Source organism: Oceanotoga teriensis (genome assembly GCF_003148465.1).
Lineage (GTDB): Bacteria > Thermotogota > Thermotogae > Petrotogales > Petrotogaceae > Oceanotoga > Oceanotoga teriensis.
This window is the reverse complement of the sequence record NZ_QGGI01000006.1, coordinates 42,190-54,571: the sequence shown is the minus strand read 5'-3', so window position 1 is coordinate 54,571 and position 12,382 is coordinate 42,190. Positions and strand designations below refer to the sequence as shown.

Below are 12,382 nucleotides of genomic sequence, written 5' to 3'. Positions count from 1 at the left end.
TTTTATGAATAATAATGATGATTTTAAAAAATTTATAGATAGAATCTTAAAAGATAATCCTGAACTTAAAAATTTTAATCTTGATTTTTTAAAAGATATTAATGAAGATGATGTGAATGAAATACTTGACAAACTAAAAATAGCTTCAGAAAAATTCATTAAGTCTGAACAAAAAGCTACAAAGAAAGCTTATGAAATTATTGATTTTAAAGATGAAGATTTAGTAATAGATTATGACTCTTATTTGAAAACTATTATTTCTTTTCCTTTTGCTTTAGCCGTTGGAGAAGATATTTTAAATAATGAGTCGACTTCTGGTATATATAAAGGATTTTATTTTGGAAATAAAATCTCATTTGAATATGATGATATTTTTGAACTTATAACTATTAAACGTATTGTTGCTATGGATATAGCTACAATCATAAGGAAACATTTTATGAAATTTTTATATTTCAAAAATAAATTAAAAAATTATCTAGAAGATATTGTTTATAAATATTTAAAAGTTTTTGGATTTTCTGAAGATATTGATATTTTTGAATTAAGAGAATTTAATTTTGTTGTTAGACTCAAACCAAAACATTATGATTCTTTTGAAGATATGTTTGATGATTTAATAGAAGATAAAAGTGAAAAATTTAAACTTATGAAAGCTTATTTAATTACAGAATTTTCAATCGCTATAATAGATTAAAAAATTAGGATGAATTTTTCATCCTAATTTTTTATATATTTTGTTTGAATTTTATTTGATATTAAAAATAACATAAAAATTATTAATACATTTATTGCAGATAATGCAGATGATTCCTTAATTAATCTTGAAGATGAAATTGTAAAATTTACAACACTTACAAGAGGCAAATAATCTCTCAATTGCATTGTATAAGTTATGGTAAATTCTCCATATATTATTGCAAATATTTGCATAAAAGTCGAGATTAAAATTGGAAATAATATTGGTAATTCTATTTTTGTAAATATTTTTAATTTATTTGCACCATCGATAGCTCCAGCTTCAAGTATTTCTTTTTTAAATCCTAATACATGTTGATATAAAAATGAATAAGATATTGGAATAGTTATTAATATAAAGCCTATTACTAATAATATAACATAATTTATGTTGTATAGTATATTCATATACAATAATGATGTAGCTAAAAATGCTGAAGATATTCCAAGTGTTGAAAGTATTATTATATTACTAAATTTCGTATAATTTTTCAAAATTATATAGGCTATTAAAGTACTTGTTATTGCTGAAATAAATGATATTGATAAAGAATTTATTATAGATTTTATAACAGGATATTTATTATTAAATTCTGTTGAAAATATATTTTTTAGTCCTTCAATATCAAATTTCATATTTATAAAATCATATACAGAAGATAATATTCCTGTTATTATTATCGAGTATTCAAATATAAAATAAATTAATGCTCCTATTAAAAGTATTTTATTAACTTTTTTATCATATGTTTTATATTCTATTTCATAATTTTCATTTGTTGTTGTAAAAATATTTAATATTAAAAGTATTATAAATTGTAATATCGCTAAGCTTAACGCCTTAGAAAAATCAAGATTCCCCCTTAAAGCATTAGAAATTGCAACTTCCAGCGTTGAATATCTAAGACCTCCTATACTCATTACAATTGCAAAACTCGTAAAACTATATGTAAACACAAGAAAAAAAGCCCTTAAAATAGATGGAAAAATCATAGGAATTTGTATTTTTAAAAATAATTTTATTTTATTGCTTCCTTCAAGTTCAGCATTTTCTATTATATTATTCGGAATAGATCTTATAGAAGAAGATATATATTTTACAAAAATTGGAGAATTATAAAATATATGTGCCATTACCACACCTTTTAAAGTATACATTATATTTATGTTCATACCGAGGTTATTAAGTATTCCATAATTTGAATATATTAAACTAAATGCAATTACCGCTGATATAGGTGGAAAAAAGAATGGTATAAATATTGATGCTTCTAATATTTTTGATAAAATACTCTTTGACTTTGAAACATATATTGCTGGGACTATAGCAACAATAAAAGAAAAAACAGATGATAATAATGCTTGAATAATAGTATTCAAAAGGATTCGTAAATAATACGAATCCTTTATATAATTTAATGAATCGATTTTAAAAAAATCTTTCATGAGTATATATATTGGAATTATCCATATCAACGAATATATTATTATTATGTAGTTTTTTTTCATATTTTTAATACATTATTTCCTCCCATTCTTTTAACCATTTATCAAGATTTTCACTTATTTGTTTTGAATCAATACTTAATATTTTATTTGGTTCTTTTGCATATTTAAATGATTCTGGCATTTCTGTATTTATTACCGGAAACATCCAATTGTTCAATGGAATTTCTTTCTGAAATTCTTCTTCAAGCATAAAGTCTATAAATTTTTCAGCTAAATCTCGATTTTTAGTTTTATTTACTATTCCTGCTGCTTCTATTTGTACATATCCACCTTCTTCTGGAATAAATTCTTTATATTTGACTTGTTTATAATATTCATAAGAATAAGCTCCATCTGTTGCATAAGATAACATCATAGGAGCTTCTCCCGCTTCAAATTTTGCAAAAGATTCACTCCAACCCGGAGTTACTGTTAATATACTATTTTTAAAACTTTTCCAGAATTCTTTCCAATTTTCACCGTATATCGCTATTGTCCATAATAATAGTGATTGTGCTGTACTTGACATAGAAGGATTTTGTATAATTATAGATTTATTCATTTTTTTTAAATCTTCAAATGTCTTTAATTCTTGATCTATTTTTTCTGGATCATATATAAATGCAATAGCTCCATAATCAAAAGGAGTTAAATAATAATTTTTATCAAATAAAAGATTTTTATCTTTTATTTTTGATAAATTTTTGGATTTATATGGTACTAATAAATCTTCTTCTAAAGCTTTTACTGCAAGTGATTGATCCAAACCAATAACTAAATCAGCTTTTGGATTTCTTTGTTCAAGTATTAATCTTGATACTATTCCACCTGCATCACCTAATTTTATAACTCTTATATTAGTATTATACTTTTTTTCAAACTTTTGTACAAGATTATCTTCTATCCAACTCATACTTTCATATGTATAAATAGTTAACCCATTTGAAAATGTTATAACACCTAATAAAATGACAGTCATAAATAATAATCCCAATTTTTTCATACTACACCTCCAAAAAAAACTCTTATACCAAGACTGGTATAAGAGTTTTATTTTTAACTTCCTACGCCAGCATTATCTGGATCAGGTTTTAGGGTCGATGTTTTTTACATCCTCTCAGCATTTGAGCTCCCCTGTTTTTTATTTAATTTTTCTTAATATATTTTATCACTTTTAATTTAAATTAAAGTTAATTTTATTTCTCTTTTAAGATTTATTCGTTTATAAAAGAAGATATTTATGTTTTTTATACTTAATCTATTAAAAGAAAGGTAAGATATTTAATATAAAAAAATAAAACACATTGAGTTCGTTACAATTATTTTACTTGATATTTTTTCTAAAATTATATATAATATATGTATAGTATCAAAACTGATGTCTGCAGTGGGTGGCTCAGTTTAATTTGGAGGTAAAATAGTGAAAGGTTCAGTAAAATGGTTTGATTCAAAAAAGGGTTATGGTTTCATCACAGCAGAAGATGGAAATGATGTATTTGTTCATTTCTCAGCAATTACTATGGATGGTTACAAGAAATTAGAAGAAAATCAGAATGTAGAATTTGAAATTGTTGAAGGCGAAAAAGGACCACAAGCTTCAAACGTTACACTCGCTGACTAATTTAACCATAATCACCCGTTAGGGTTTCAAAAGATAAAGGGTCGTTTTTAACGACCCTTTTTATTTATGAATTTATTATCTTTATTCCTGCACTTGCACCTATTCTTTCTGCACCGTTTTTTATCATAGTTAAAGCTCCATCAAAGTCTCTAACTCCTCCTGAGGCTTTTACTTTTAATTCATCACCAACTACAAATTTCATCAATGATACATCTTCTTTTGTTGCCCCATTCGTTCCAAATCCTGTAGAAGTTTTTACAAATTGAGCTCCAGCTAATTTTGATAATAAACATGCAGCTATCTTTTCCTCTTTTGTTAAATAACATGTTTCTATTATAACTTTTACAAGTTTTCCATCAGCAGCTTCTACTACTGATTTTATATCATTTAATACATAATCATAATATTTATTTTTAAGCATCCCAACATTTATAACCATATCAAATTCATCTGCACCATCTTCACGAGCAATTTGAGTTTCATAGGCTTTTACTGTTGTATCATTTGCACCAAGAGGAAATCCTATAACTGTAGCTATTTTCACTTCACTATTTTCAAGTTCTTCTTTAGCTAATGAAACATATGCAGGATTTATGCATACTGAAAAGAAATGATTTTCTTTCGCTTCTTTACATAGTTTTACTATATCTTGTGGAGTTGTTTCGGCTTTTAAGACTGTATGGTCTATATATTTTGCCATGTCTTTAGGTTCAATTGTTATATTTTTTTCTTGCATAATATAATCATTGTTAACTCTTTTTATTTCTTGATCTATCATTTCTTTTAATTCTTTATTTTCCATTTTTATCCTCCTATTTTTAATATATTCTTTTGCAAGTTTTCCAACCTAAAACTATTTTTAAACTTTCATAAAATGGTATATCTATCATAAAATCAAAATAAGTATGATATCTTTCATAAAGGTTTTCTATAACTTGAACTATTTCTTTATAATAATTTTTTCCATCGGTTAATCCAACTCTATAAGTATTTTCTTCATGATAAAACCCATTAGTTTTTAATCCCTTTTTCAATTCATTCGTTTTAGTTTTGAAAAATAAAACATTTATACCATCATATGAATTTATAAGTTTTTGAATTAATTTGTTAGTTTTTTCTTCATCTTTCATATTAAAAGATTTAATTATTTCAGCAGCTATTGTATTCACAGAATAAGGTATTATTTTATTTTGATCTACATAAGAATATATAGTTTTTGAAAATGAACAATAATCAGGTATTTTAGAATTAGCTTTGTTATTATTGAAATCTTTTATACAGGATACACAAGGAAAATTATCTTTTCTCAATGAGGCCAATGCTGAAATCGATTTTTCTATATCATTAGAATATTGTCCTATATAAAAATTTAATATATTTATAGTTTTTTTAGCTTTTCCTTCGAGGAATGCTTTTGATATATAACTTGATGCTTTTTGTATATCTTTATCATAAAGTGCTGTTGCCATACTTATAAAAGAATAATTTAAATAGTCATTAGCTATTTTTAAAAATTTTGCTGCCATTGAATACTTTTCTTGTACTAAAGATAATGTACATAATAATAAATAAGGATATGGACTTTTTCTGTGATTATCTAAAAAACTCTTAGTATAATTTAATATGTCTTTATCTTTTCTAAATATCTTTAACATTCCTAAATTAAATCTTGATTCGATATCATTTCCAGTTAAAAAAAAGTTTTCAGCCTTATCATAATCATTTCTTAACATATGCATTAAACCAAATTGATTATAATATTGCATTGGAGATTTTGAACTCAATCTATTTTCAAATATCAATGAAAGTTTTTCATCTTCTAATTCTATATCATATAAAACAAAATCAACCCATGTCTTAATATTTTGCACGGGAACATTTATTGATATTTGATCTATATCTGGTTTATATATAGTAGGTTTAGTTTTTTCTTTTTTTGGTTCTATTTTTTTCCCTTGTTTTATGAGATCTTTTTCGAATTCTCTCTTTAATTTCATTATATTTTCAAATTTTTTGTCATCTGTCATCAAGTTCCACCATCCTGGATATATTAAAACTATAATATTTATTTTTACCTATTATTATATGATCTTGTAATTTTATTCCCAGGATTTCTCCAGATTGTTTTACTTTTTCTGTAAGATCATAGTCTTGCATACTTGGCCTTGGATCTCCCGAAGGATGATTATGAACAAGAATTATAGATACAGCATTATGTATAATTGCTTTTTTAAATATATCTCTTGGATGGGCTATAGAAGCATTTGCTGTACCAATACTTACATCTTCATGTATTATAAGATTTAATTTCGAATCTAATATTAAAACTCTTACTATCTCTTTGTCTGAATGTATAAGATCTTCACAATAGTTATAAACATTCAATGGAGATTCCATTTTTTTGCTTTTATATCTCATTTTTTGTATATGATATCTTTTTCCCATTTCTAAAGAGGCTTTTAAATTTATAGCTGAAACTTGACCTACCCCTTTTATTTTTTGAAGTTCTTCTATACTTATATCATATAATTGAATAAAATTTTCATATTTTTCTATAATTTTTTTTGATACTTCAAAAACATTTGCCCCTTTTACACCTCTTCTCAAGATTATAGCAATGAGTTCTTGGTCAGTAAGTCTTTCCGATCCATAACTAAGTAATTTTTCCCTTGGTAATAATTCTGTATTCAATTCCATCCCCCCGCATGAAATCAATAAGATTGTAATATATTTTTGAAATTGGAAACCCCATTATATTGTAATAATCACCATTTATTTTTTCTACTAAAACAGCTCCAAAGTCTTGAATTCCATATGCTCCAGCTTTATCATATACATTAAAATTTTCTATATAATAATCTATAATTTGTTCATCCAATTTTCTAAAATATACTTCTGTTTTTTCATTAAAAGTTGTTATATTACTTAAAGTTCTAAATGTTATTCCAGTATAAACATAATGTTTTTTGCCAGAAAGCATTGATAACATTTTAAAAGCCTCATCTTTATTTCGAGGTTTTCCAAGTTTATAATTTTCATAAAAAACCATTGTATCAGAAGTTATCAATATTTCTTCTTTTTGTATTTTTATAGATTTACTTTTTTTCTCTGAGATTTCTTCAACTATATCATCTGCATTTTTGCTACAATATTCTTCATTTATATCTGAAGTTCTTATCTTAAAATCATTAACTATAAATTTCAATAAAGATTGTCTTCTCGGAGATTTTGATCCTAATACTATATTATTATTAGTTGTTATCAAATTTTACACTCCTTTTCACTATTTTTACGACATATGCATTTATAAATGCCGTTAAGGCTCCAAATAGTATCATATATGGATAATAATACACTATTCCTTTAGATTTTACTATAAAAACTCCTGCAACTATTATTTGTGCAGTATTTGAAAAAAAAGCTCCTATTTCGCTTATTCCAAGTATAGAAAGTTTTTTAAATATTTTATTCATTAAATACATCATCAAAGCAGAAGCTAATGCTCCACTTAATCCCAAATAAAATGTTGGAGCAAGAAATTTCCCGCTTAATATAGAACCTATAACTGTCTTTAATAAAGCTATCATCATTATATTAACAAATCCCATATTTTCAATAACAGATATTATTATTGGAAAATTAGAAAATCCCCATCTAGCACCTGGTACACCTACAGGTAAAGGTAAAAATGTTTCAACATAATATATTGCAGATGCCATAGCTGTTAATATTGAAATATAAGATATACTTTTTGATTTTACCATGTCAATAGATCAACTCCAGTTTCATCTTTTCCAATAGGTTTTATTATAACTTTATTTGGTATACATATGATTTCATGATTTGGACTGTCAACCCATCCCATATTCACACATATTTGTAATGGACAATTCGATTCTACAGCTCTAATTTTTTGATTTAAATATTCTATTTTCATTATTGGTATTTCATTTTCATCAAATAATGTATATGTTCCTTCTTTCGTTATTTCCATTACTTTTTCATTTTTTATATAAACATCAGCACCCCTTATTTTTTTATCACTTTTATTTATTAAAATGAATACTAAAGATATAATAATAATACCAATTATTATTATTATATCTTTTTTATTTATTAATTTCATTATCTTCCTTTCTCCCTAAAATAATCAAAACCTTGAGTTTCTTTAGTAGATTTATCTTTGCCTATTATAAAAACTTGAAGTCCAAAATTTGTAAAATAATCTAATGAAGGATTGTTTATTCCAAGTATAAATGCCGCAGTAGCAAAAGCATCTGCATTCATCAAATCATCAGCTATAACTGTAGTGCTAACAGCATCATTTGCTGGATACCCCGTTTTTGGATCTATGAGATGATGATATTTTTTATCATTTTCTATAAAATATCTTTCATAATCTCCAGATGTTGCTATAGCTCCATCATATAAATAAATTATATCTATATTTGTATATTGAGTTGTATTAAAAGGATCTCTTATTCCAATTGCCCATGGTAAATTTCCATATTTTGGGCCTATTATTCCTATATCTCCACCAGCATCTATAAAGCCCGTTGCTTTTGGATCTAATTCTTTTATTCTATGTATAACCATATCCACTGAATATCCTTTTGCGATGCCACCAAGATCTATTTTTACTCCTGGTTTTGTGAGTTTTACTTTATTTCCTTCTATTTCAATATACCTATAATTAACAAGTTCTAGAGTTTTTTTCAATTCTTCTGAATTTGGAACTTGTTTTGGTGATTCTACATCATCAAATCCCCATAATTTTAATACAGGTCTAAGTGTTGGATCAAAAGCATCCCCTGTCATTTTTGAGATATTTATTGAGGATTTTATCAAGAATAAAGATTCTTCATCCATTATTAATTCTCTTTTTTCATTTAATTGATTAACAACACTTTCTTCTATATTTGCCGAAAATTTATTATGTAATCTTTGAAATTCTTTTTCTGCTATATCTAATAGTGTAGAAGAACTAACTTTTTCTCCACTCACTCTAACACGAACTATTGTTCCTAGAACATCCATTTGTTTATCTGAATATGTTGGTTTAGGTTTATAAAATATAATGAACGCTAATAAAAATACCGCTATAAGAAAAAATGTTATATATAATATATTTTTTACATTTCCATTACCTTTCTTCCACACTTGATACATCCTCCATTTTCATTTAGATTTACAATTTTTATATTGTATCCCTTTCTTTCTACCAATAGTTCTCCACATTCAGGACAATAAGTAGATTCATACTTTGGATCCCATATATTTCCGATATAAACAAATTCAAGATGTTTTTTTGCTATTTGATATATTTCTATCAATTTTCCTATATCTGTAGCTTTTTTTGAATATTTATATCTTGGAAAATATTTATTTATATGTAATGGAATTTTACTCGATAAACTTGATATCCATTTGAATTCTTCTTCAAGTTCTTGTAAATTTTCGTTTATATCTGGTACTATAAGAGTTGTTATTTCTATATGAGCATTTTTTTCAAAAATTATTTTTATATTCTCTTTTATTTTCTCTAAATCGCCATTAAAAATTTTTTTGTAAGTTTCACTATCAAAAGTTTTTAAATCTATGTTAAAAGCATCTATGTATTGAAGTAACAATTCAAGTGGTTCTTTTTTTATATATCCATTACTAACCATAATTGTATATATATCAAGATCATAATTTTTTATTTCACGACACGCATCTAAAACATATTCAAACCAAACTATTGGTTCAGAATATGTAAAAGCAATTCCACCGACTTTATATTTTTCTATTAAATTCGGAATAGCATTCGGATATATTTTTTTGCTATATGCAGGTATTTCTTGTGAAATTTCATGGTTTTGACAATAAGGACATATTAAATTACATCCCCAACTTCCTAAAGATAAAATATTTTTACCCGGTTTAAAATGAAATAATGGTTTTTTTTCTATGGGTTCTATTTCAAATCCTGTAACTTCGGCATAATTTATACTATTCAATTCAGAAGAAATATTCTTTCTAGTTTTACAAAAACCAGTTTTATTTTCTTCAATGATACATTCATGAGGACATAAATTGCATAAAATTCCTTCTTCTTTTTGAGAAGAAAATAAAGCATTCATATTCATAAAATCCCTCCCTAAAAGTATCTTTTTGTTTCAAAACTATATATATCAACTTTCTCATCATAATTTAGTCCAGCTTTTAATTTTGCTATTCTTATCTGATCTTCAATCGTATTAATTCCATCAAGATTTGGAAGTAATACACCTTTTTTATAATCGTGTTCAACCATAATTCCATATTTTACAGGATCGAGTTCTTTTATATTTTCTATTTTTTTCAACGGAGTTAATATATCTATACTTATATAAATATTATTTAACTCTTCTTCTTTCAGCGGAGGAAATCTATAATCTTTTATTGAAGCTAAAATAGAATTATGTTTTATTTCTTCATAAAGATTTTTATATTGTGGAATTATAGTTCCAATACAACCTCTAAGTTCATCTTCTAAAGTATGAAGAGTTACAAAACATGAATAATTATCTTCAAATTCTTTTTGAAAGTATTTATATCTTATGTCTTGAATCTCATTTTTTATGATATAATTTTGTATAATCTCCCTTGCATACTGACAAAAAAAGTGTTTTTCTCTCATAAAATCACCCCCTCACTTCGATTATATCATGAAACATTAGTTTATTATATTAGTAATAGGGAGTTAATTTGAAAATATTTGAAAATAAGAGTATAATAGTTATTGATTCCTGTTTTATCCTTTTTATGGAGGATTATTATGAAAAAACTCGATTTAAGAGCTTTTAATCAAATGAACCTTGTTATACTTTTTGGCGTAACAGTCTTAGCAAATATCTTTGTAGGACTCGGTATAGGTTGGTTTATATATAGCAAAACTGATTCAAAACTATTTTTGATTTTGTTTTTGCTACTTGGTGTTGCATCAGGTTTATATAGTGGTATAAAAGAATTACTTAAAGAGGCCGAAAGATATGACTCAATTGAAAAGAAAATTAATAGAGATGATGATTAAAGCAATAACGATATCGATTATTGAAGTTATCGTATTGCTATTTTTTGTTGGTTTTCAAGCTTTATGGGTTTTTTGGGGTACTTTAGGAGTTATTTTAGGATTTTATATGATGTATGAAGATATAAATAAAATGAAACAAAATATATTTAGTTTAAAGAAAAAAAAAATTCCTGCAGGATATTTTTTTAGGTATTTAATGTATGGTATAATTCTTATTATATCTGGTATTTTCTCTGAAAAAGCTTTATTAATTACTTTTTTAGGTTTATTTAATTTGAAAATAGTACCTTTCATCTCACAAAAATGATTTAGTGGGGGTGTTTTAATGCTGAAAGAAAAAAAGCTTAAGAACACTATAATCCTTTTTTTTGCCCTTTATGTGATACTTGGAATAGTAAATGTATTTACTTCTAAGTCTGAACTTGAAGGTGTTGGCCAGAGATGGATTGTAGAGTTTGGGAACGGCGGTTTTCTTGGTCAGATAAATCCTATGACTGTATTGATGTCAGGTCTAATAATATTAATTATTATTTTATTCGCAAAATCTGTAAAGTTTGAAAGAATTCCTGGAAGAAAACAAAGTATTGTTGAATTAATGCTTGATTATTTTTGGGAATTAGTTGAAGATTCTGTACCTGACCAAAAGTATAGAAAACCTACATTTGTGATTTCAATGAGCTTATTTTTATTCATTGGCTTTGCAAATATTTTGAGTGGCATGCCTGGTATAAGTGTACTTCCTACTGATTCAGGTTTGTCTGTACAACTTTTTACTGATACTTGGTATACGCCTACATCTGATTTGAATACAAATTTGACTTTTGCATTAATGGTATTTATAATAAGTCATGTTTTTGCTGCAAAATCTAAAGGTGTTGGAAAATGGCTCAAAAGTTTTATAGAACCTAATCCTATTATGCTTCCGTTGAACCTCATAAGTGAAATTGCTAAACCTGTTTCACATTCTTTGAGGCTTTTTGGTAATATAATGGGTGGTGGAATTCTTGTTTTAATAATTAGTTATATGTTGAAGTACTTTGTTATCCCTATTTTCTTATGGGGATTTTTTGGATGGTTTGTAGGCCTTATTCAGGCTTTCGTTTTCGCTTTACTCTCAATAGCCTATATTGGTTCATTGTTAGAATAAAAATTATCTTCTATAATAAAGGAGGATGAAGTTATATGGATTTAAAAGAGATGTTACAACAGTTAGTTTCAAACGGTGGAGCTTTAGGATGGGGTTTATATTATTTAGGTAAACTTTTAGGTGCAGGTCTTGCAATGGGTATCGGTGCTATCGGACCGGGTGTTGGAGAAGGTCAAGTTGGTGCTCATGCTATGGATTCAATAGCAAGACAACCTGAGATGTCAGGAACTATAACCACAAGAATGTTATTAGCTATGGCCGTTACTGAATCTACTGGTCTTTATTCTTTGGTTATTTCTCTTGTAATGATTTTCGTGTTACCATAATGAAACAT

Annotated in this window: 17 protein-coding genes and 1 riboswitch; of the genes, 6 read left to right on the top strand and 11 right to left on the bottom strand. The window is 25.9% G+C overall.

The features are described from left to right. Nucleotides 1-4 precede the first annotated feature (4 nt). Nucleotides 5-697: a hypothetical protein gene (locus C7380_RS05560; protein WP_109604501.1), complete on the top strand. Its 693-nt coding sequence runs from the start codon at nucleotides 5-7 to the stop codon at nucleotides 695-697. 23 nt (nucleotides 698-720) lie between these two features. Here the strand turns inward: C7380_RS05560 and C7380_RS05555 are convergent, their stop codons facing one another. Beyond that, nucleotides 721-2,247: an ABC transporter permease gene (locus C7380_RS05555; protein ID WP_109604500.1), complete on the bottom strand. Its 1,527-nt coding sequence runs from the start codon at nucleotides 2,245-2,247 to the stop codon at nucleotides 721-723. A gap of 4 nt (nucleotides 2,248-2,251) precedes the next feature. Then, nucleotides 2,252-3,229: a thiamine ABC transporter substrate-binding protein gene (locus C7380_RS05550; protein ID WP_109604499.1), complete on the bottom strand. Its 978-nt coding sequence runs from the start codon at nucleotides 3,227-3,229 to the stop codon at nucleotides 2,252-2,254. Between the two features lie 41 nt (nucleotides 3,230-3,270). Further along, nucleotides 3,271-3,372: riboswitch (TPP riboswitch) on the bottom strand. A gap of 274 nt (nucleotides 3,373-3,646) precedes the next feature. Between C7380_RS05550 and C7380_RS05545 the strand changes: the two genes are divergently transcribed. Beyond that, nucleotides 3,647-3,847: a cold shock domain-containing protein gene (locus tag C7380_RS05545; RefSeq protein WP_109604498.1), complete on the top strand. Its 201-nt coding sequence runs from the start codon at nucleotides 3,647-3,649 to the stop codon at nucleotides 3,845-3,847. Between the two features lie 64 nt (nucleotides 3,848-3,911). Here C7380_RS05545 and deoC read toward each other — a convergent pair whose 3' ends face one another. From deoC to amrA, 9 genes are read right to left on the bottom strand one after another with little or no spacing between them, the layout of a single operon-like run. After that, the gene (gene deoC / locus C7380_RS05540) at nucleotides 3,912-4,649 is read right to left on the bottom strand and encodes a deoxyribose-phosphate aldolase (RefSeq protein ID WP_109604497.1); all 738 of its coding nucleotides are present in this window, start codon (nucleotides 4,647-4,649) and stop codon (nucleotides 3,912-3,914) included. A gap of 16 nt (nucleotides 4,650-4,665) precedes the next feature. Then, complete coding sequence (locus C7380_RS05535) at nucleotides 4,666-5,874, bottom strand: hypothetical protein (RefSeq protein ID WP_109604496.1); 1,209 nt, start codon at nucleotides 5,872-5,874, stop codon at nucleotides 4,666-4,668. Continuing rightward, a complete protein-coding gene (radC, locus tag C7380_RS05530; protein ID WP_109604495.1) occupies nucleotides 5,864-6,538 on the bottom strand; it encodes a RadC family protein in 675 nt (224 codons plus the stop codon). The genes C7380_RS05535 and radC overlap by 11 nt, the downstream gene beginning before the upstream one ends. Beyond that, nucleotides 6,501-7,112 (bottom strand): Maf family protein, encoded by a 612-nt coding sequence (locus C7380_RS05525; protein ID WP_109604494.1) that lies wholly within the window; start codon nucleotides 7,110-7,112, stop codon nucleotides 6,501-6,503. The genes radC and C7380_RS05525 overlap by 38 nt, the downstream gene beginning before the upstream one ends. Then, complete coding sequence (locus tag C7380_RS05520; protein ID WP_109604493.1) at nucleotides 7,099-7,611, bottom strand: Gx transporter family protein; 513 nt, start codon at nucleotides 7,609-7,611, stop codon at nucleotides 7,099-7,101. The genes C7380_RS05525 and C7380_RS05520 overlap by 14 nt, the downstream gene beginning before the upstream one ends. Next, the gene (locus tag C7380_RS05515; RefSeq protein WP_109604492.1) at nucleotides 7,605-7,973 is read right to left on the bottom strand and encodes a NusG domain II-containing protein; all 369 of its coding nucleotides are present in this window, start codon (nucleotides 7,971-7,973) and stop codon (nucleotides 7,605-7,607) included. Before C7380_RS05515 ends, C7380_RS05520 begins: the two co-directional genes overlap by 7 nt. Continuing rightward, complete coding sequence (locus tag C7380_RS05510; protein WP_240597520.1) at nucleotides 7,973-9,007, bottom strand: FAD:protein FMN transferase; 1,035 nt, start codon at nucleotides 9,005-9,007, stop codon at nucleotides 7,973-7,975. Before C7380_RS05510 ends, C7380_RS05515 begins: the two co-directional genes overlap by 1 nt. Continuing rightward, nucleotides 8,980-9,975, bottom strand: coding sequence for an AmmeMemoRadiSam system radical SAM enzyme (gene amrS / locus C7380_RS05505; protein WP_109604490.1), 996 nt, complete (start codon nucleotides 9,973-9,975; stop codon nucleotides 8,980-8,982). Before amrS ends, C7380_RS05510 begins: the two co-directional genes overlap by 28 nt. Nucleotides 9,976-9,986: 11 nt before the next feature. Beyond that, nucleotides 9,987-10,508, bottom strand: a complete 522-nt coding sequence (amrA, locus tag C7380_RS05500; protein ID WP_109604489.1) for an AmmeMemoRadiSam system protein A — start codon at nucleotides 10,506-10,508, stop codon at nucleotides 9,987-9,989. A gap of 138 nt (nucleotides 10,509-10,646) precedes the next feature. On the opposite strand from amrA, the gene C7380_RS05495 reads away from it, so the two are divergent. The 4 genes from C7380_RS05495 to C7380_RS05480 are packed head-to-tail and all read left to right on the top strand — an operon-like array spanning nucleotide 10,647 to nucleotide 12,374. Next, a complete protein-coding gene (locus tag C7380_RS05495) occupies nucleotides 10,647-10,901 on the top strand; it encodes an AtpZ/AtpI family protein (protein WP_109604488.1) in 255 nt (84 codons plus the stop codon). Next, entirely contained in the window at nucleotides 10,861-11,208 is a 348-nt protein-coding gene (locus tag C7380_RS05490) for an ATP synthase subunit I (protein ID WP_109604487.1), read from the top strand. The genes C7380_RS05495 and C7380_RS05490 overlap by 41 nt, the downstream gene beginning before the upstream one ends. Nucleotides 11,209-11,226: 18 nt before the next feature. Beyond that, entirely contained in the window at nucleotides 11,227-12,048 is an 822-nt protein-coding gene (atpB, locus tag C7380_RS05485; protein ID WP_109604486.1) for a F0F1 ATP synthase subunit A, read from the top strand. 35 nt (nucleotides 12,049-12,083) lie between these two features. Next, a complete protein-coding gene (locus C7380_RS05480) occupies nucleotides 12,084-12,374 on the top strand; it encodes a F0F1 ATP synthase subunit C (RefSeq protein WP_109604485.1) in 291 nt (96 codons plus the stop codon). Nucleotides 12,375-12,382: the final 8 nt, after the last annotated feature.